Consider the following 19,591-nt stretch of genomic DNA (forward strand, 5'->3'; position numbering starts at 1 on the left):
ATCAGAGCAGAAGCCTGTAACAGCAGGTGACCTTCATGCAGAAGGTGCTATGACCGCACTTCTTAAGGATGCTCTGAAGCCAAACCTTGTTCAGACACTGGAGCATGTACCTGCAATTGTTCATGGTGGACCATTTGCAAATATTGCTCACGGATGTAACTCTGTAACAGCTACCAAGATGGCTTTGAAGCTTGCTGATTATGCGATCACAGAGGCTGGTTTTGGTGCAGACCTTGGTGCAGAGAAATTCCTTGATATCAAGTGCCGTATGGCAGATCTTCACCCAAGTGCTGTTGTAATCGTTGCTACTGTCCGCGCACTGAAATATAACGGTGGTGTTGCGAAGGCAGATCTGAATAATGAGAATCTTGAGGCTCTTGAGAAGGGTCTTCCGAACCTTCTGAAACATGTTGACAATATTAAGAATGTATACAAACTTCCATGTGTTGTTGCAATCAATGCATTCCCGACAGATACTAAGGCAGAGCTTGATCTTGTTGAAGCAAAATGTAAAGAACTTGGTGTTAATGTTGCTCTTTCTGAAGTATGGGCAAAGGGCGGCGAAGGCGGCCTGAAGCTTGCTGAGGAAGTAATCCGTCTCTGCGAGGAGCCAAATGATTTCTCATATTCTTATGAGCTTGAAGGATCTATTGAAGACAAATTGAATCAGATCGTTCAGAAAGTATATGGCGGCAAGAAAGTTGTTCTTACAGCAAATGCCCAGAAACAGGCAAAACAGCTGGAAACTCTTGGATTTGGCAACTGCCCGATCTGTGTTGCAAAGACACAGTACAGCTTAACAGATGACCAGACCAAGCTTGGCGCTCCAACTGACTTCGAAGTAACTGTTCGTAATCTGAAGATTTCAGCAGGCGCAGGATTTATCGTAGCTCTTACAGGTGAGATCATGACTATGCCAGGTCTTCCGAAAGTTCCGGCAGCTGAAAAAATCGATGTTGACGAGACTGGTAAAATTACAGGTCTGTTCTAATTAAAAGAAAGTGAAGATCAGGCGGGTGGAAGTGTTCGCCTGATCACATAAAAACACAGTTTATATATATTGTGATGTGAAGAACAAGAACGATTAAGGAGACAATGAAAATGGGATTTTCAACAAGTACATGTACAGAATTTGTAGAAGTTCTTGCTTCTAAAGCCCCGGTTCCAGGCGGCGGTGGAGCATCTGCACTGGTAGGTGCTGTGGGAACTGCACTTGGAAACATGGTAGGAAGCCTTACTGTTGGCAAGAAGAAATATGCTGATGTTGAGGAAGAAATGTGGGAGCTGAAAGGTAAATGCGACCAGCTTCAGAAAGATTTCCTTCGTCTGATCGAGCGTGACGCTGAAGTATTCGAGCCGCTTTCCAAAGCATATGGAATGCCGAAAGAAACAGAAGAAGAGAAAGCTGAAAAAGCAAGAGTTATGGCAATCGTATTAAAAGATGCCTGCTCTGTTCCTATGGAAATTATGGAGAAATGTTGTGAGGCACTTGACCTGATCAAGGAATTTGCTGCAAAAGGCTCCAAGCTTGCCATCAGTGACGCTGGTGTAGCTGCAACCTTCTGCAAAGCTGCATTAAAAGGTGCAAGTCTGAACGTTTATATTAACACAAAGTCCATGGCAGACAGAGAGTATGCGGAAGAATTAAATGCAAAGGCTGATGCAATGCTTGAAAAATACTGCAAGCTTGCAGACGAGACATTTGACAGCGTACTTGGAAGACTGAAATAAAGATAGAAAAGAACTGGCAGGAGCAAAATCCTGTAAGTCCTTTTGGCGGTCTCGAAATGCTGTATTACCATGAAACTGGTATGAGCATGACTGGATTTATCATAATATAAGGAGATTACTTAAAAATGGCAAAACAGTTATTAGGTAAAGAAGTAACTGCTGCATTAAACGAGCGTATCAAAGGCAATGTGGCAGCTCTTCAGGAAAAAGGCGTTAACCCCACACTTTGCATTATCCGTGTAGGAGAGAATCCAAGTGATATTTCCTATGAGAAAGGTGCAACAAAGCGTTGTGAGACATTAGGCGTTGCATGTGAGAAAATTCTTCTTCCGGAGGATGTTGCTCAGGACGAGCTTCTTGCAGTCATTGATAAGGTAAACAAAGACGATCATATCCATGGTGTACTTCTGTTCCGTCCGCTTCCGAAACATCTGGATCAGGCTGTGATCGAGAATGCACTTGCTCCTGAGAAAGACGTTGACTGTATGACAGACCTTTCCATGTCTGGTGTTTTTACAGGCAAGAAGATCGGTTTCCCGCCATGTACACCACAGGCATGTATGGAAATCCTTGATCATTACGGAATCGACTGCACAGGCAAGAAGGCAGTAGTAATCGGAAGAAGCCTTGTTGTAGGTAAACCGGCAGCTATGATGCTTGTTAAGAAAAACGCAACTGTAACCATCTGCCACACAAGAACAGTGGATATGCCGTCTGTGGCACGCGAAGCGGATATTATCATCGTAGCAGCAGGCCGTGCTGGCGTTGTTGGCGCTGATTATGTAAAAGCAGGACAGGTAGTTATTGATGTAGGAATCAACGTAAATGCAGAAGGTAAGCTCTGCGGAGACGTTGACTACGCAGCAGTAGAGCCGATCGTAGATGCTATTACACCAGTTCCTGGCGGAGTTGGAAGCGTTACAACATCTGTCCTGGTTGGACATGTTGTAGAGGCTGCTATGCGCAAAGTGAACGCTTAATATTTAATTGGTTTAGAGTTAATAGAACGATGTACCTGAAGTACATCATGTGTACAAGCGGAAGAAAAACTCTTCAGGGTAAAAACTGGAGAGTTTTTTTGTTGCAGAAAACTTTATTGAAATCCTTATTGCGGCAAAAGTTTGTTTTGCTATTACAAAAAATTTGCTTTTCTCCGTAAGATATTGTACTATAGAGGGTACAGATATATGGAGGTAACTCATTATGGGAAAAGTGATGGCAGTGAACATCAGTGTTAAAAGAGGAACTCAGAAGGTCAATGTGCACACTGTAAAACTGATTGAAAATTATGGACTGGAGAATGACGCCCACGCAGGAAACTGGCACCGTCAGGTCAGCCTTCTGTCTTATGAAAAAATAGAAGAATTTAAGGCGAAAGGCGCACCAGTAAAGGATGGTGCTTTCGGGGAAAATCTGATCGTACAGGGATTTGACTTTAAGACCCTTCCAGTAGGAACCCGTCTGAAATGCAACGATGTGATTCTGGAAATCACGCAGATTGGAAAGCAGTGTCACAACGGCTGCGAGATTTTCAAAATCATGGGAGACTGCATTATGCCCCGCGAAGGTGTTTTTGCCAGAGTAATCAAAGGCGGTATGATCTCTGAGGGAGATGAAATGGTTTATGCTTGACAGATACGGAAGAAATATTGACTATCTGCGGATATCTTTGACAGACAGGTGCAATCTCCGCTGTATCTACTGTATGCCGGAAGATGGAATCCGTCAGATTCCAAGGACAGAACTTCTGAATACAGATGAAATCGTGAGAATCTGTAAGGCAGCCAGTGAACTTGGGATTTCCAGGATCAAACTGACAGGAGGAGAGCCTCTTGTCCGCAGAATCTGCACCCCATTAGTAAAAGAACTGAAAGCCATTCCAGGGATCTGTCAGGTTACACTGACCACCAACGGAATCCTTTTGGGAGAACAGCTTCCGGGACTGATGGAGGCCGGTCTGGATGCTGTAAACATCAGTCTGGATACTTTAGAAGAAACCACATTTCGCAAAATCACCCGCAGGGACGATTTTCACCAGGTTTTAAAGGGACTTAGGGCAGCACTTTCTTACCCTTCCCTGAAAGTGAAACTGAACTGTGTCCCCACTTTTCAGTCGGACGAGGAACTTTTACAGGTGGCAGCTCTTGCAAGGGAGAATCCTCTTCATGTGCGTTTCATTGAAATGATGCCAATCGGTCTGGGCAAGGAGTTTACAGCCAGGGGAGAGGAACAGATAAAGGCTGTTCTGGAGAAGGAATACGGGTTAATGACACCGACGGAAGAGAAACTTGGAAATGGCCCCTGTCATTATTATACCTTGGAGGAGTTTACAGGCAGGATCGGATTTATCAGTGCTCTGTCCCACAAATTCTGTGACAGCTGCAACCGGGTAAGGCTTACTTCTACCGGATTTCTGAAAGGCTGCCTGCAATTTGAGGACGGAGCAGATCTGAAGGTTTTGCTTCGAAGTGGTTGTTCTGATGGGATACTTAAAGAAACGATAGAAAAAGTTATTTATGAAAAGCCTGTAGGCCACAATTTTCAGGAACATAAGAAGGGAAACGAAGAATCCCACATCATGGCTCAAATCGGTGGATGATTTTGAAAAACAAAAGAAAACACGACTTAGAAAAGTCGGATTTGCATGTTGTATTACTTGTACAACTTATGCAATCCGGCTTTTTGTATATTTCAATATAATTCCAGATGCAAAATTGTGCAAAAATATTGTTAATTAATAAACTTATTCATATTTACTTGCCAAAATGAACAAAAAAATATATAATTTCATTACAAAATAGTCATGTCTGTTAAAAAATACGCAAAGCCGGAAGCTTTGGAGGACGGGGACAAAAGACCTGGAGGCATCTGGCAAGTAAGGAGGTTAACAAAATGGTAGATCAGTCATATTACAAGAAAGCAGATGAGATTATTGAGCATTATGAGCGGTGTGCTGCCTCATTAATCCCCATCATGCAGGATATCCAGGCGGAATATCGGTACCTGCCTGCAGAACTTCTGACCTACGTAGCCGGACAGATCGGCGTTACTGAAGCGAAGGCCTTCAGTGTTGCAACCTTTTATGAGAACTTTTCTTTTGAACCGAAAGGAAAGTACATTATCAAGGTATGCGATGGCACAGCTTGTCATGTAAGAAAGTCAATCCCGGTTAAAGAAGCATTCATGAAAGAACTGGGATTAAGCAATAAGAAGCATACCACAGATGATATGATGTTCACTGTAGAGACCGTATCCTGTCTTGGTGCCTGCGGGCTTGCTCCCACCTGTATGGTGAATGAAGAAGTGCATGCCAAGATGACACCGGAGAAGGTAGTAGAGCTTATTAACAGATTGAGAGGTGAGAACGGATGAGGATTAACAGTAAAGAAGAGCTGCAAAGCAAAAAAGCTGAGATCGAACAGAATATCCAGAACTTCACATGCCGTGTTCTTGTCTGTTCCGGTACCGGATGTATGGCTTCCGGTGCTCAGAAGATCTATGATGAGATGGTAAGACTCTGTGAAGGTATCGATGGTGTAGAGATTGAAATGCAGAAAGATATCCCTCACGTAGGCGTTATCAAGACTGGCTGTCAGGGTCTTTGCGAGCTGGGACCGCTTGTAAGGATTGAACCATACGGATATCAGTATGTACATGTTCAGGAAGAGGACTGTCTGGAGATCGTGGAGCGAACTGTACGCCTTGGACATCCTGTAGATCGTCTGTTTTACCGCCATGGAGATGAAGTCTGTCCGAAGCCTGAGGATATCCCGTTCCTTAACCGTCAGACTAGGATCGTTCTTGAAAACTGTGGTAAGATTGACGCGGAATCCATTGACGAATATATTGCAGCAGGCGGTTTTTCTGCTCTTGCCAAGGCAGTTACAGAGATGACTCCCCAGGATGTAATTGATGAAGTTACCAGATCTGGTCTTCGCGGACGCGGAGGTGCCGGCTTCCCGGCAGGCAAGAAGTGGTCTCAGGTAGCCAGACAGGCTGAGAAAACTCGATATGTAGTATGTAACGGTGATGAGGGTGACCCGGGAGCATTTATGGATGGTTCCGTTATGGAAGGCGATCCGTATAAGATGATCGAGGGCATGATCATTGCCGCTTACGCAGTTGGCGCTGAGAACGGATACATATATGTTCGTGCAGAGTATCCTCTTTCCGTAGCCAGACTTCGTCTTGCTATTTCCCAGGCTGAGAAATATGGTCTCCTTGGAGATCATATCCTTGGCAGCGGTGTGAATTTCCATCTGCATATTAATCGTGGTGCAGGAGCTTTCGTATGTGGTGAAGGTTCTGCCCTTACCTCTTCCATTGAGGGAAACAGAGGTATGCCTCGTGTAAAACCACCTCGTACTGTTGAGAAAGGTCTGTGGGGCAAGCCGACTGTATTAAATAACGTTGAGACTTACGCAAATGTTCCGAAGATTATCATACAGGGTGCTGACTGGTTCCACACCATCGGAACAGAGGGAAGCCCGGGAACCAAGACCTTCTCACTGACCGGAGCAATTGAGAATACAGGTCTTATTGAAGTTCCAATGGGAACAACACTTCGTGAGATTATTTATGATATTGGCGGCGGTCTGAAGAGCGGTGCTGCATTTAAAGGCGTTCAGATTGGCGGACCATCTGGCGGATGTCTTGTAGAAGACCAGCTGGATGCTCCTCTTGATTTTGATTCTGTAAAGAAGCTTGATGCTATTATGGGATCAGGCGGTCTTGTTGTCATGGATGAGAATACCTGTATGGTAGAAGTTGCCCGTTTCTTCATGAGCTTTACCCAGCGGGAGAGCTGTGGAAAATGCGTTCCATGCCGTGAGGGTACCAAGCGTATGCTGGAGATCCTGGAGAAGATTGTAGCAGGCAATGGGGAGATGTCTGATCTTGACGAGCTGGAAGAGCTTGCCAAAATGGTTCAGAGCATGGCTCTTTGCGGACTTGGAAAGAGTGCACCTCTTCCTGTCCTCAGTACCATGAAGCGTTTTCGCGAGGAATACGAAGAGCATATCCGGGACAAGAAGTGCCGGGCAAAGGTATGCACAGCACTCCGTCAGTTCCACATTAATCCGGAATTCTGTATTGGCTGCGGAAAATGTGCCAAGAACTGTCCTGCCGGGGCAATTTCCGGCAAGATCAAATCACCTTATCATATTAATAATGATGTATGTATCAAGTGCGGCAGTTGTAAGGATAACTGTAACTTTGATGCAATATATGTGGAAATGTAGGGAGGACAGATTATGGGTACAATGACGATTGACGGCAGAAAAGTCGAATTTACAGATGAAAAAAATGTCCTGACCGTAATCCGCAAGGCAGGCATTAATATTCCTACACTTTGTTATCACTCAGAGGTTTCCACTTTTGGAGCCTGTCGTCTGTGTACAGTAGAGGATGACAGAGGAAGAACCTTCGCTTCCTGTTCTGAGGAGCCAAGGGATGGAATGGTAATTTATACAAATTCAGGTAAGATCAAAAAATACAGGAAACTGATTGTGGAACTGCTTCTCGCAGCACATTGCCGTGACTGTACAACCTGTGTAAAGAGTGGAGAATGCGTGCTTCAGGAGCTGGCTCACCGTCTTGGAGTACATAACATCCGTTTTCAGAATACAAGAGAGCAGTATGAGATTGATGACAGTTCACCATCTCTGATCCGTGACCCGAACAAATGTATCCTCTGTGGTGACTGTGTCCGTGCCTGCGAGGAGCTTCAGGGAATCGGAGCATTGAACTTTGCATACCGTGGAACAGAGGCTATTGTAATTCCTGCGTTTAATAAGAAAATCGCAGAAACCCAGTGTGTAAACTGCGGACAGTGCCGTGTATATTGTCCGACAGGTGCCATTTCCATTAAGACGCATATGGATGAAGTCTGGGAAGCTCTTGCAGATCCTGATGTACGTGTAGTAGCACAGATTGCGCCGGCAGTTCGTGTTGCGGTAGGTGATCATTACAGTCTTCCGAAGGGACGGAGCGTAATGGGCAAAATTGTCAATGCACTCCACAGAATGGGATTTGACGAGATTTATGATACTACTTTCAGCGCCGATCTTACTATTATGGAGGAGTCAGCAGAATTTCTAAAAAGAGTTGAGAAGGGGGAGAAACTTCCACTTCTTACCTCCTGTTGCCCTGCATGGGTGAAATTTATTACAGACCAGTATAAGGATTATATCCCGAATTTGTCTACCTGTAGATCCCCACAGGGAATGATGTCTGCAGTTATTAAAGAATACTTCCGTGATCCGGAGAATGCCAAGGGTAAAAAGACCGTTATGGTATCTATTATGCCATGTACAGCCAAGAAGGCTGAGGCAATCCGTCCGAACAGTTTTACTGATGAGAAACAGGATACGGATATTGTAATTACAACCACAGAGCTGCTGCGCATGATCGATAACTTTGGCCTTGATTTTGCACAGTTAGAGCCTGAAGCATGTGATATGCCATTTGGATTTGGCTCCGGCGGAGGCGTTATTTTTGGTGTTACCGGCGGTGTTACAGAGGCGGTTCTACGCCGCTTAAGCCCGGATCATTCCAAGGAGACCATGCGGGAGATTTCTGAGTGTGGTGTCCGTGGAGATGAAGGAATCAAAGAATTCACAGTTCCATACAAGGGAATGGATATCAATGTATGTGTGGCCAGTGGTCTTGCAAATGCAAGAACCGTTATGGAACGTGTAAAGAACGGCGAAGCAAACTATCATCTCATTGAAGTAATGGCATGCCGCCGTGGCTGTATTATGGGCGGTGGCCAGCCGGTACGGGCCGGTGACAGAACCAAAGCTGCAAGAGCGAAAGGTTTGTATAATGCTGACAATACTATGCTGATCAAGAAATCCGATGAGAACCCTATGGTTCTGGAACTGTATCAGGGACTGCTCAAAGGAAAAGAGCACAAACTGCTCCACAATGATTTCTATTGATGCTGATGTATAGTAGCTGGACACGCTCCAGAGAATAATTAAGACTGGTATAATAAAAAGCCCGACTGCATATTATTTAGAGGAAGAATATAAGCATTACGCTGTAAACAAATCTTGCAGACCTTTAAATAATCAGGCAGGAGGGCTTTTTTGTATGGAAAATTTTCAGGTTTACCGTGATATACAGGCTAGAACCGGAGGCGATATATACATAGGCGTTGTAGGCCCTGTTCGTACAGGAAAATCAACATTTATCCGCAGATTTATGGAACTGGTGGCTTTGCCCGGAATGGATGAAAAAATGCAGAAAGAGGTCAGGGACCAGCTTCCATTAAGTGGTTCCGGAAAAATGATCACAACTGTGGAACCCAAATTTATCCCAAAAGAAGCTGTATCAGTTGATCTTGGCGAAGACAGGAAGGCGAAAGTGCGGCTTATCGATTGTGTTGGTTTTCTTGTAAAGGATGCTGGAGGAAACGTTGAGGATGGTAAAGAGAGGATGGTAAAAACACCCTGGTTTTCCAGGGCAATCCCCTTTCATGAAGCTGCAAAAGCAGGAACAGAAAAGGTTATCCAGGAACATTCTACGATCGGTCTTGTGATCACCACCGATGGAAGCTTTGGAGAAATAGCAAGGGAAAATTTTGTTCCGGCCGAGGAACAGACTGTGGCTGAATTGAAAACACAGGGAAAGCCATTTCTCATTGTAGTAAACTCTCAGTTTCCCTATAAAGAAGAAACCACTCAGATGGTTAACGGGCTTCAGAAGAAGTACCAGGTACCAGTTATTGCGGTTAACTGTGAGCAGTTGAAAAAAGAAGATGTCGCATTGCTCCTGGAAAAAATCCTATATGAATTTCCCATTACCCAGCTGCAGTTTTTTATTCCCAAATGGGTGGAAATGCTGCCTGCAGACAGCGAATTGAAAAGCCAGATCCTTTCCCAGATCAAAGTGTGCATGAAGAAGCTTTTACACATTCGTGATGTTACCAGGGAATCGGTAAAACTGGAAGGTCCTTATGTACAGGATACTCTTCTGGATCACGTAGGTCTTTCTGATGGAACCATTCAGATACGGCTTCAGATAGATGATAAATATTACTATAAGATGCTTAGCGATATGAGTGGAATTCCCATGGAAAGTGAGTATGAGCTGATCCATACGATGAAGGAGCTTGCTGCAATGAAGGAAAAGTATGTAAAGGTTAAAGATGCACTGGATGCAGTAAATAGCAGCGGTTATGGTGTAGTTGTACCAGAGCTTTCCCAGATTCAGCTGGAAGAGCCGGCTGTGATCCGCCAGGGAAATAAATATGGTGTGAAAATTAAATCAAAGAGTCCGTCTATTCATATGATCAAAGCAAATATTGAAACTGAAATTGCTCCGATCGTAGGTACGGAGCAGCAGGCAAAAGACCTGATTACTTATATTGGAGAAAGCGATGCAAGAGGAGAGAGCATCTGGGAGACGAATATTTTCGGAAAATCCATTGAACAGCTGGTACAGGATGGCATCCGCAGCAAGCTGACCATGATCGGAGAGGAAAGCCAGGTGAAGCTTCAGGATACCATGCAGAAAATCGTAAATGACAGTAAAGGCGGTCTTGTGTGTATTATCATATAGGGATTTTTATGAAAAAAGGCAGTATTGTTATAAGCACTGCCTTTTTTTCATATATGAAAATACTTTATGGGTACTTACCAATATACGGAAAACTGTGGTGCTTCCCTTTCCTTATCAAAGATTATTTATATCCATGTTCTTTTTTCCAGCGCGCCAGATATTCCACCTGTTCCTCGTCTGAAAGAAACTGTGAATAAGGATCATTTCCCGCCGCAACACAACAGAAAAGTACAAGCAGCTGCAACGCAAAAAATAAAACAATAAGTAAAATTACAGGCAACATAAAAACCTCCTTGTAAAGTTTATATAAAAGTCTTTACGAAAAAGTTAATTTTATACATTCTACGCTCTAAAAGTGGAAAATTATACTCGATTTTGTTATAATATGGAAAACTGCTTTTACAATTAAATAAAGTAATGCGATATAATGAGGTATCAAGTGGAAGGGGAGAATTATATGAAGAAGAGAGGTCGTGTGCTGATTTTGTTAATAACAGCTGCACTTGCTATTGAGCCCTTACAGCTGGTATATGCAGAGCCTGCAGTGGATAATCTGACAGGAACTGTTTCCCAGGAGACCGGAGCCGAGATAAGAGATGAGAATGAAAGTGCTCAGCCCGAGCCGAAACCTGGCTGGGTATCTGTGGAAAAGGGATACCAGTGGAGGCAGGAGGATGGTAGTTTCCTTCAGCAGTCTGGATGGGTTACGATCCAGGGTAAGAAATATTATCTTCAGAAAGGTGGTATTCGTTATTCCGGATGGCAGACCTTTAAGCAGAAGAAACGCTATTATTTATCTAACGGTGTCCTTGCCTCGAAACGATGGGTAAAGGATAATGGACAGTTTTACTATATACGTAAGAATGGTACGCCTGTACCAGCTGGCAGATGGTTGACAGTAAAAGGACGGAAATACTATATAGGCAAAAAGGGTTATCGTGTAACCGGTCTGAAGACTATCCATAATAAGAAATACTATTTTAATTCCAAGGGTGTTTTGATCAGGAATAAAATAAGCTATAAGATTAAAGGCAAAGAGTACGAGATCAATTCAGATGGTGTTGCAATAAGGGTTTCTTCTCTGAAAGCAGAATGTATGCGTAAGGCGAAAAAATTTGTTGAAAAGCATACCTCCCCTAATATGTCCAATAGTCAGAAGTTTAGAATCTGTTTTAACTATTTGATGGGATATACTGATTTTAAACCATGGATCAATCCTACAGATGCAGAGTTTAAGACTCAGACCTGGCCATATCAGTCGGCAATCTATATGTTCGATAATAATCTTGCCGGAAGCTGTTATGGAATTGCAAGTGCAGTAGCAGCATGTGCCAGGGTATTGGGCTATGAGCCTTATGTGATCGCCACTACAGGAGACCATGGATTCGTAATGATCGACGGATTATATTATGATAACATGGGACCACTGTTTGGTGCTTCTACACATTTCGCTTATTCAGTGCGATCAAAGGTGAAGTTTTAAGGCAGTCTGTCTGCTTTAAAAATATAATATTTATAAAAGGAGAATCAAGAAATGAGAAAATGGAAAAAATTACTTCTTCCAGCCATGTGTGCATTTATGCTCCAGATACCGGTAATTGTAAATGCCGAGGCTGTAGACAGCAGTAATAATGTGACATCTGCTGTTGAAACTCCGGTTGCTACTCCTACACCAGCACTTCTGGATGGTATCGTTAAGAAAGGCTCCAGGACTTATTTTTATAAGAATGGTGTGATGCAGAAGAATTGCTGGAGTCCAGACAAAAAGCAGTATTTTGGTAAGAATGGCGTTGCTTACGCTGCCCCGAAGGTATCTGGCTGTAAGAAGAATATTGTAGTAAAAAAGATTGGAAAGAAATACTACGGATTTGACAGAAATGGCTTTAAAGTGAAAAAAGGCGTATATGCAGATGCTAAGGGTACTCCTTACTACTTTGACAAGAAGGGTGTCCGTGTCGCAAAGAAAAGTAACCAGCTGAAGGCGGCAAGCAAGTACATGGCAGATGGAGCAGTCCTTCGTAAGCTTCTTGGCAGACCTTCCAAGACCAAAACACTTTCCAGCTGTATGACAGGTATCAGTAAAGATCTTAAATTAACCTATGCTAACATTTTCGTACAGCTTGGAAAGAAGACAACTGGCGGAGAAATCGTATATGGTGTTCAGGCACGATAAAATATCAGGAGAGAATAAGTATGAGAAAGTTTACTAAAACAATGGCAGCAGTGCTGTCCCTTACTATGACACTTACAATGGTTACCCCTGTATTTGCAGAGGGCGAAACCAACATAACACCAGCACAGACAACTGAGGTAGTTACTCCTACTCCAACTCCGGCTCAGCCTCCGAAGAATGGACTGTTTGTAAATGAGGGTAAAACCTATTGCTATAAAAACGGCAAGCTGGTTAAGAATAAATATGGTTATAAAGTCAAAAAGAAGTATTACCGCATCGACAAAAAAGGTGTTGCTACTTTAGTATCCACAGCAGAGGGACTGGCTGGTGCACGCCTTGATAAGTGTGGGGGAGACCTTAAGAAAGCTTTCAAGTGGAGCTCCACCAAGATTAAATACTGGGGAAGCGTAGGAAAGCCGAAAAAAGGACAGAATCAGGTTGAATATTATGCAACCTACGGATTTAAAAATGGTAAAGGCGACTGCTATGTTATGGCTGCAACCTTCTGTATGATGGCGAAGGTAAAAGGCTATAAAAATGTAAAGATGGTAAAAGGAACTGTTCCGCAGGCAAATGGTAAGAATGGCGCTCATGGTTGGTGTGAAATTAAAATAGGCAAAACAGTTTATGCGTATGATCCAAACTTTGCATATACATATCGGAATAGTAATGTAAAACATCATAGTGGATATAAGTTTACTTATAAAATGTTGGGTAAAGGTTTTGGACTTTATAAATACAATCTTAAGAAAGTAAAACGAATTTCTTGTTAACTACAAGTTAAAATAATAGGATTAAGGAGATGTTTTGAATGAAGAAAAAACTATTAATGGCATTATTAGTGGGAGTATTGGCTGTACCATCCTCGGTAAGCTGTTTTGCAGCTGAGAGTACGGATGCAGCTGCTGCGGATTCTGATGAGGAAGAAGAAACAGAGGAAACGGAAGCAGAAGATAAAGATACTACTGCTAAGAAGAAAGAAAATTTAAAGACAGTTGGTGAGAAGAAGGATGGTTGTATAGCATTTAAACTGAGAAATGCTACCTCTAAGAAGATTATCGGACTTGCGATCAAGACTGCTGATGAGACAGAATTTACTGAAAATATGATGGAAGAGGATGATTCCTTTGAATTAAAAGAAAAAAAGAGAATTTATTTTTCTAAGGAAACTGAAGAGAATGCAGAAGAGAATACAGACGAAACCGCAGAGGATAAAGCTCCTACATACGATATGCGTATTACCTTTGAGGATGGAACATCAGCAGATGTTCACGGAATCGTTCTGGAAGATCTTCGAACACTTACGATACGTGAGAAGGACGGAATCGTGTATGGTACTTATAAGCTGAAAAGCACAAAAGAAAAGAAGACTACCTACGATACTGAGAAAGCAATTGCAGATCAAGCTGCAGCAGATGCAGCAGCGGCACAGGCAGCAGCTTCCCAGCCGGCTGAATCCTATGACAGCAATGATTATTCTTACGATTATAGTGGAGAAGATTATAGCGGCGGTGATGACTACAGTGGTGGTGAAGATGGTGGCGATGGATGTCTTGATAATGGTCTCTTAGGCTGATTTGGGGCAAAGCAGTGTCTGTCGTAATGGACAGATATCTAGAAGAATTAATACAGGACAGGGCTCTTGCACTGAGAAAAGCAGTGGGGAGCTCTTGTCCGATTTAGGAGAAAAATATGTCGTTAGTATCTAACCTGTTTTTACTTTTTGTGGCGGCAAGTATATTGATTTACTATATAGTGCCCCGTAAATCTCAGTGGATCGTTCTTCTTATTTTCAGTTATTTCTATTACATAGCAGGTGGTCCACGTTATGTTGTCTTCATTCTTTTTTCCACACTTGTCACTTGGCTGATGGCTCTTCTTATTGAAAAAGCAGAAGGAAAAGAAAACCATAAGGGTGCCAGGAAACTTCTGATTCTTGGTCTGATTCTTAACTTTGGTATGCTTGGAATCGTCAAGTACACCAACTTTGCATTAGAAAATATCAATGCATTGCTGCATTTGAATCTGAGAGGGATACAGCTATTGCTTCCCCTTGGAATTTCCTTCTATACATTCCAGTCCTCAGGCTATCTTCTTGATGTATACTGGAAAAGATGCAAGGCAGAGAGACACCCGTTGAAATACGCATTGTTCGTATCCTTTTTCCCTCAGATTCTGCAGGGACCTATCGGCAGATATAGCCGCCTGGCAGATCAGCTTTATGCTGAACACAGGTTTGAGGGAAATAATATAATCAGAGGTTTTGAGCGGATTCTCTGGGGCTTTTTTAAGAAAATGATCCTTGCGGACTGGGCCGCTGCTTTTGCAGATGCTATTTTTGAAGATCCGGCAAAGTATAACGGGGTGGCACTTCTTGGAGTTTTGTTTTATACGATCCAGCTTTACGCAGATTTCTCTGGAGGAATGGATGTTGTGATCGGTATTGCCTCTATGTTTGGAATTAAACTGGATGAAAACTTCAAGCGCCCATTTTTTGCTGTATCTATCACGGATTTCTGGCATCGCTGGCATATCACTCTTGGAACCTGGATGAAGGATTATGTTTTTTACCCGGTGACCTTATCCGGCTGGATGGGTAAATTTGGAAAATGGGGCAAAAAGGTGTTTGGCAAGAAAATTGGCCGCACCCTTCCTATCTGCGTGGCCAATCTGATCGTATTCTTCGTTGTAGGCGTATGGCATGGCGCTGCGTGGAAATATATTGTATACGGTATGTATAATGGTATTATTATTGCCTTCAGCGGACTTATGGCAGAGAATTACCGTAAATGGAAAAAGAAGCTTCACATTTCCGGTAAGGAAACCTGGTATTATCTGTTCACTGTAATCCGTACTTTTGTATTGGTTGTGATCAGTATGTACTTTGATAGGGCAGACAGCGTTAGACAGGCATTTCATATGATGAAGCAGTCTATCACACAATTTGCTCCGGCCCAGCTGCTTTTGATTCCGGCAGGTAAACAGGGGACTTCTTTTACTCCATATGCTCTTGTGATTATAGCTGTTGGCTGTGTAATATTATTTGTGATAAGTCTCCTTCAAGAACGTGGCGTGAAGATTCGGGAATCTCTTGCCAGGCTTCCTCTTCCTGTTACAGTTGCCATTTATTTTTGCATGCTGATATCCATAGGTTTGTTCGGTTCCACAGCAGTAGCGAGAGGTTTTATTTATGCACAATTTTAAGAAAATTATAAAAACAATAGTAGTGGTTGCTGTGTGTGTGACGCTTCTTGCTGGATTGGATATGGCTCTTTATCCTTGTACCTTTATGAGAAATGACATTCATGCAGTGGTAAGTAACCAATATGATGACATTATTCTTGGAACATCCCATGGAATGACAGATATCGATCCGGCTGTGATGGAGGAAATCACAGGCAGAAGCGGTCATAATGTATGTGTAGGGGGAGAATATGGAATTGATGCCTATTATATTGCCAGACTGATTGCAGAGAAACAGAAGCCTGCAAGAATCATTTATGAGGTAGATCCGGGATATTTTGTTTCTGAGAAAGAAGAGGGAAATAACTATCTATTATTTTATCATGAGTTTCCATTTTCAAAAGCTAAGGTTGAATACTTCTGGAATTCTATTGCAAAATGCAATTTCCGCACTGTTTTGTTTCCCTGGTATGAGTATTCTCTTGGATATGAGCTTAGCAAGGTGAAAGAAACCTTCACTCAGAAATGGAATAAGGATTACGATATTGCCCATCTGAAAAGTGATACCCAGGAGTACCACGAAAGCGGTCTTATCGAGAGGTATCCGGTGGATACTACCAAGCTGAAAATGAAGGATTTGAAGCTCTTTGAGGAGGAACAGGTAAACCCTCAGAATATGGAATATCTTGGACGGCTGATCGATTTTTGCAGGGAAAATGATATCCAGTTTGTCGCAGTAACTACGCCGATTCCTATTAATACCTTACAGGCATATAGCGATAACTATAATGCTGCATGGAAATACTTTGGACAGTATTTTGATGAGCATGAAGTAACATATCTGAACTTTAATACCCAGTATTTTAAAGCATTTTCCCATGATCTTTCAGACTATACGGATTTTGATGGTCATATGAATGGAAATGCTGCAAAGGAGTATTCTAAGGTTCTGGCTAATATTCTGAAAGGAGAGGGTGTATGATAACAAGTATTTTGGAATATCTTGAAAGTTCTGCTTCCAGATATCCGGACAAAACAGCATTTGCAGATCTTGACGCTACATGTACATTTGAGGAATTACGCCTCCGGGCAAGAAGAGTTGGGACTGCCCTTGCAGAACATTTTGCTCCGAGAAATCCGGTGCCGGTTTTTATGGAAAAAAGTGTGGATACCATAGGTATGTTTATGGGGGCTGTTTATGCTGGATGTTTCTATGTGCTTCTTGATACTAAGCAGCCGGCTGCAAGAATTTCGCAGATTCTGGATATTCTTGACAGTAATGTGATTGTTACTTCCAGTAAGTACCAGAAGGATCTGGAAAAGCTGGAATTTAAGGGAACAATTCTTCTTACTGAGGAACTGGAAAAAACACCAGAAGACAGTTTTGTTCTGAAGAGTATTCGAGATCAGGCATTAGATACAGATCCGCTTTACGGCATTTTTACATCGGGATCCACAGGAGTTCCAAAGGGTGTTGTTGTGGGGCATCGTTCTGTAATTGATTTTATTGACTGTTTTACAGAGCTGTTTCATATTACAGGCGAAGATGTAATGGGAAATCAGGCACCATGGGACTTTGATGTTTCTGTAAAGGATATTTATTCAGGCCTGAAAACCGGGGCCACTGTGCAGATCATTCCCAAACAGTATTTTTCTATTCCTAAGAATCTTCTTGATTTTCTGGTTGAGAGAGAGGTTACCACGATCGTATGGGCTGTGTCTGCTATGTGCATTATCAGTACCCTGAATGGTTTTACCTATAAGGTGCCAGACAAGATTAAAAAGGTTTTGTTCTCTGGAGAGGTTATGCCTATTAAGCATCTTAATATCTGGAGAAAATATCTTCCAGATACTATGTTTGTAAATATTTATGGTCCTACAGAGATTACCTGTAATTGTACATATTATATTGTTGACAGAGACTTTGAACCGGGAGATGTGCTTCCAATGGGGAAAGCCTTTCCTAACGAAAAAGTCTTCCTTCTGGATGAAGAAGATCATCTGGTTAAAGAAAAGAGGATAAACGGTGAGATTTGTGTGGCAGGTAGTGCGCTTGCACTTGGCTATTATAGAAATCCTGAACAGACAAAGAAGGCATTTGTTCAGAACCCTTTGAATGACAGATATCTGGAGCCTATTTACCGTACAGGAGACCTTGCTTTCTACAATGAAAACGGGGAGCTTTGCTTCGCTACACGTAAGGACTTCCAGATTAAGCATATGGGACATAGAATTGAGCTTGGTGAGATTGAGACAGCAATGGATAAACTTCCTGAGATTCGAAGAAGTCTGTGTATTTACGATCAGGCAAAAAATAAAATCGTTGCTTTTTATGAGGGTGATATCGATCGTAAGCAGCTGTCACGTTCCCTTGTGAAATATGTACCAAACTTTATGGTGCCGAATGTATTTGTCCAAGTGGATACTATGCCTCTTACAAAGAATGGCAAGATTGACAGGAAAGAGCTGACAGCCAGATATCAGGAGGGAAGATAAATGGCGGATTATAATTTTTTGCAGAAATTTATAGAAGATAAGAATCCTACGCCTTCCTATGTATTTGATCTGGATGCTTTGGCTGTACATGTAAATAAGATTAAGGAGTTGCTTGCAGGTAAAGCGAGAGTCTGCTATGCCATGAAGGCCAATCCTTTTCTTACAAGACCAATGATGAAGCATGTAGATCTTTTCGAAGTATGCTCTCCTGGAGAATTTCGCATTTGTGAGCGTGTCTCTGTTCCAATGGAAAAGATCGTGCTTTCAGGTGTATATAAAAATCCTTCTGATATTCGATATGTACTTGAAACATACGGTGGAAAGGGAGTATATACAGTAGAATCTCTGGAGCATCTGAAGAATTTGCAGAGGATAGCGGGAGAACTGGGGCTGACGATTGATGTGTTGATCCGTGTGACCAGTGGCAATCAGTTTGGCGTGGATGAAGAAGATATTCGCAAGATTATTTCCAGGCGCCAGGAGTATACTGCACTTCACATTTTGGGACTTCAGTTCTATTCAGGTACTCAGAAGAAAAATCTTTCACAGATGGAAAAGGAGCTTCAAAGTCTGGATGCCTTTCTGAACGAGCTTAAGAAAGATTATGGATATCAGGCAGAGGAGCTTGAGTACGGACCGGGATTGTTTGCGCCTTATTTTGTGAAGGATAAGGAAGAGTCTGTTGAGGAGCTTCTGGGTGGCTTTGGAAGGCTTCTGGATAATCTTACCTTTGGAGGAAATGTAATACTGGAGATGGGACGGTATCTTACCTATCTGTGTGGTTATTATATTACCTCTATCGTGGATATGAAGGTGAATCATGGTCAGAATTATGCTATTGTGGATGGCGGTATTAATCATCTGAATTATTATGGCCAGGCGATGGCTATGAAGCTGCCTCATTGCATACAGACCGATCATACGGGAAATATACGCACAGAGGGTGATGAGGAACAGTGGAATTTATGCGGTTCGCTTTGCACTGTAAGTGATGTGATCGTAAAGCTTTTTCCATTGAAAAAACCACAGATTAGTGATATGCTCATATTTGAACGTGTAGGTGCATATTCCGTGACAGAGGGAATTTATTTATTCCTGAGCAGACCGATGCCAAGAATTTATTTCTGGCATAAGGGATGTCTTACTTTGGTTCGGGAGGCATTACACACAGATGAATTTAATTCGGAAAGAGAGGAAATGAAAAATGGACAAATTAATTGAAATTCTTGAGGAAATCCAGCCAGATGCGGATTATGAAACCTGTGAGACACTGATCGATGATGGAATTCTTGATTCCTTCGCAATTTTATCTATTGTCAGCGAGCTTCAGGACGAATTTGATATCACCATTACACCGGCTGATATCGTACCGGAGAACTTTAACTCAGCAGCTGCTCTTTGGGAGATGGTTTGCCGTCTGAAGGGCTGATTACAAGAGACTGA

The 19,591-nt window shown here is 42.5% G+C and carries 19 protein-coding genes; all 19 read left to right on the top strand.

Annotated features, from left to right (window positions below; translation table 11 throughout):
• Positions 1 to 991, top strand: a 991-nt coding sequence (locus PGQ38_RS04185) for a formate--tetrahydrofolate ligase (protein ID WP_270430871.1), incomplete at its 5' end; no start/stop codon positions are given.
• Between the two features lie 110 nt (positions 992 to 1,101).
• A complete protein-coding gene (locus PGQ38_RS04190) occupies positions 1,102 to 1,731 on the top strand; it encodes a cyclodeaminase/cyclohydrolase family protein (RefSeq protein ID WP_118578433.1) in 630 nt (209 codons plus the stop codon).
• A gap of 125 nt (positions 1,732 to 1,856) precedes the next feature.
• Positions 1,857 to 2,711, top strand: a complete 855-nt coding sequence (locus PGQ38_RS04195; RefSeq protein WP_118578432.1) for a bifunctional 5,10-methylenetetrahydrofolate dehydrogenase/5,10-methenyltetrahydrofolate cyclohydrolase — start codon at positions 1,857 to 1,859, stop codon at positions 2,709 to 2,711.
• Positions 2,712 to 2,934: 223 nt separating this feature from the next.
• Positions 2,935 to 3,363 carry an MOSC domain-containing protein gene (locus PGQ38_RS04200; protein WP_270413834.1) on the top strand — a complete coding sequence of 143 codons (429 nt, stop codon included), beginning with the start codon at positions 2,935 to 2,937 and terminating at the stop codon, positions 3,361 to 3,363.
• Complete coding sequence (gene moaA / locus PGQ38_RS04205) at positions 3,356 to 4,330, top strand: GTP 3',8-cyclase MoaA (protein WP_195699332.1); 975 nt, start codon at positions 3,356 to 3,358, stop codon at positions 4,328 to 4,330. The genes PGQ38_RS04200 and moaA overlap by 8 nt, the downstream gene beginning before the upstream one ends.
• Positions 4,331 to 4,623: 293 nt before the next feature.
• Positions 4,624 to 5,103, top strand: coding sequence for a complex I 24 kDa subunit family protein (locus PGQ38_RS04210; protein ID WP_148462597.1), 480 nt, complete (start codon positions 4,624 to 4,626; stop codon positions 5,101 to 5,103).
• Positions 5,100 to 6,971, top strand: coding sequence for an NADH-quinone oxidoreductase subunit NuoF (locus PGQ38_RS04215; RefSeq protein WP_270430873.1), 1,872 nt, complete (start codon positions 5,100 to 5,102; stop codon positions 6,969 to 6,971). The genes PGQ38_RS04210 and PGQ38_RS04215 overlap by 4 nt, the downstream gene beginning before the upstream one ends.
• A gap of 12 nt (positions 6,972 to 6,983) precedes the next feature.
• A complete protein-coding gene (locus PGQ38_RS04220; RefSeq protein ID WP_118578428.1) occupies positions 6,984 to 8,672 on the top strand; it encodes a [FeFe] hydrogenase, group A in 1,689 nt (562 codons plus the stop codon).
• Between the two features lie 154 nt (positions 8,673 to 8,826).
• Positions 8,827 to 10,296 (top strand): stage IV sporulation protein A, encoded by a 1,470-nt coding sequence (spoIVA, locus tag PGQ38_RS04225; protein WP_204452207.1) that lies wholly within the window; start codon positions 8,827 to 8,829, stop codon positions 10,294 to 10,296.
• 66 nt (positions 10,297 to 10,362) lie between these two features.
• Positions 10,363 to 10,560 carry a hypothetical protein gene (locus tag PGQ38_RS04230; RefSeq protein WP_173718665.1) on the top strand — a complete coding sequence of 66 codons (198 nt, stop codon included), beginning with the start codon at positions 10,363 to 10,365 and terminating at the stop codon, positions 10,558 to 10,560.
• 193 nt (positions 10,561 to 10,753) lie between these two features.
• Positions 10,754 to 11,779 carry an N-acetylmuramoyl-L-alanine amidase family protein gene (locus tag PGQ38_RS04235; protein ID WP_173715558.1) on the top strand — a complete coding sequence of 342 codons (1,026 nt, stop codon included), beginning with the start codon at positions 10,754 to 10,756 and terminating at the stop codon, positions 11,777 to 11,779.
• Between the two features lie 51 nt (positions 11,780 to 11,830).
• Positions 11,831 to 12,469, top strand: a complete 639-nt coding sequence (locus PGQ38_RS04240) for a hypothetical protein (protein ID WP_173715559.1) — start codon at positions 11,831 to 11,833, stop codon at positions 12,467 to 12,469.
• 20 nt (positions 12,470 to 12,489) lie between these two features.
• The gene (locus PGQ38_RS04245) at positions 12,490 to 13,242 is read left to right on the top strand and encodes a transglutaminase domain-containing protein (protein ID WP_173715560.1); all 753 of its coding nucleotides are present in this window, start codon (positions 12,490 to 12,492) and stop codon (positions 13,240 to 13,242) included.
• Between the two features lie 38 nt (positions 13,243 to 13,280).
• The gene (locus PGQ38_RS04250; RefSeq protein ID WP_173715561.1) at positions 13,281 to 14,045 is read left to right on the top strand and encodes a hypothetical protein; all 765 of its coding nucleotides are present in this window, start codon (positions 13,281 to 13,283) and stop codon (positions 14,043 to 14,045) included.
• 116 nt (positions 14,046 to 14,161) lie between these two features.
• Positions 14,162 to 15,673, top strand: a complete 1,512-nt coding sequence (locus PGQ38_RS04255; protein ID WP_204452206.1) for an MBOAT family O-acyltransferase — start codon at positions 14,162 to 14,164, stop codon at positions 15,671 to 15,673.
• Positions 15,660 to 16,634, top strand: coding sequence for a hypothetical protein (locus PGQ38_RS04260; protein ID WP_173769107.1), 975 nt, complete (start codon positions 15,660 to 15,662; stop codon positions 16,632 to 16,634). Before PGQ38_RS04255 ends, PGQ38_RS04260 begins: the two co-directional genes overlap by 14 nt.
• A complete protein-coding gene (locus PGQ38_RS04265; RefSeq protein WP_270430874.1) occupies positions 16,631 to 18,148 on the top strand; it encodes an amino acid adenylation domain-containing protein in 1,518 nt (505 codons plus the stop codon). Before PGQ38_RS04260 ends, PGQ38_RS04265 begins: the two co-directional genes overlap by 4 nt.
• Entirely contained in the window at positions 18,149 to 19,369 is a 1,221-nt protein-coding gene (locus tag PGQ38_RS04270; RefSeq protein WP_173769108.1) for a diaminopimelate decarboxylase family protein, read from the top strand.
• Positions 19,353 to 19,577, top strand: a complete 225-nt coding sequence (locus PGQ38_RS04275) for an acyl carrier protein (protein ID WP_118578418.1) — start codon at positions 19,353 to 19,355, stop codon at positions 19,575 to 19,577. The genes PGQ38_RS04270 and PGQ38_RS04275 overlap by 17 nt, the downstream gene beginning before the upstream one ends.
• Positions 19,578 to 19,591 lie beyond the last annotated feature (14 nt).

Source organism: Blautia faecis (assembly GCF_027662325.1).
Lineage (GTDB): Bacteria > Bacillota > Clostridia > Lachnospirales > Lachnospiraceae > Blautia_A > Blautia_A faecis.

Excerpts from the sequence above, each read along its gene's own strand:
- PGQ38_RS04190 (WP_118578433.1), top strand. The coding sequence starts at position 1,102 with ATGGGATTTTCAACAAGTACATGTACAGAATTTGTAGAAGTTCTTGCT.
- PGQ38_RS04195 (WP_118578432.1), top strand. The coding sequence starts at position 1,857 with ATGGCAAAACAGTTATTAGGTAAAGAAGTAACTGCTGCATTAAACGAG.
- PGQ38_RS04200 (WP_270413834.1), top strand. The coding sequence starts at position 2,935 with ATGGGAAAAGTGATGGCAGTGAACATCAGTGTTAAAAGAGGAACTCAG.
- moaA (WP_195699332.1), top strand. The coding sequence starts at position 3,356 with ATGCTTGACAGATACGGAAGAAATATTGACTATCTGCGGATATCTTTG.
- PGQ38_RS04210 (WP_148462597.1), top strand. The coding sequence starts at position 4,624 with ATGGTAGATCAGTCATATTACAAGAAAGCAGATGAGATTATTGAGCAT.
- PGQ38_RS04215 (WP_270430873.1), top strand. The coding sequence starts at position 5,100 with ATGAGGATTAACAGTAAAGAAGAGCTGCAAAGCAAAAAAGCTGAGATC.
- PGQ38_RS04220 (WP_118578428.1), top strand. The coding sequence starts at position 6,984 with ATGGGTACAATGACGATTGACGGCAGAAAAGTCGAATTTACAGATGAA.
- spoIVA (WP_204452207.1), top strand. The coding sequence starts at position 8,827 with ATGGAAAATTTTCAGGTTTACCGTGATATACAGGCTAGAACCGGAGGC.
- PGQ38_RS04230 (WP_173718665.1), top strand. The coding sequence starts at position 10,363 with ATGGGTACTTACCAATATACGGAAAACTGTGGTGCTTCCCTTTCCTTA.
- PGQ38_RS04235 (WP_173715558.1), top strand. The coding sequence starts at position 10,754 with ATGAAGAAGAGAGGTCGTGTGCTGATTTTGTTAATAACAGCTGCACTT.
- PGQ38_RS04240 (WP_173715559.1), top strand. The coding sequence starts at position 11,831 with ATGAGAAAATGGAAAAAATTACTTCTTCCAGCCATGTGTGCATTTATG.
- PGQ38_RS04245 (WP_173715560.1), top strand. The coding sequence starts at position 12,490 with ATGAGAAAGTTTACTAAAACAATGGCAGCAGTGCTGTCCCTTACTATG.
- PGQ38_RS04250 (WP_173715561.1), top strand. The coding sequence starts at position 13,281 with ATGAAGAAAAAACTATTAATGGCATTATTAGTGGGAGTATTGGCTGTA.
- PGQ38_RS04255 (WP_204452206.1), top strand. The coding sequence starts at position 14,162 with ATGTCGTTAGTATCTAACCTGTTTTTACTTTTTGTGGCGGCAAGTATA.
- PGQ38_RS04260 (WP_173769107.1), top strand. The coding sequence starts at position 15,660 with ATGCACAATTTTAAGAAAATTATAAAAACAATAGTAGTGGTTGCTGTG.
- PGQ38_RS04265 (WP_270430874.1), top strand. The coding sequence starts at position 16,631 with ATGATAACAAGTATTTTGGAATATCTTGAAAGTTCTGCTTCCAGATAT.
- PGQ38_RS04270 (WP_173769108.1), top strand. The coding sequence starts at position 18,149 with ATGGCGGATTATAATTTTTTGCAGAAATTTATAGAAGATAAGAATCCT.
- PGQ38_RS04275 (WP_118578418.1), top strand. The coding sequence starts at position 19,353 with ATGGACAAATTAATTGAAATTCTTGAGGAAATCCAGCCAGATGCGGAT.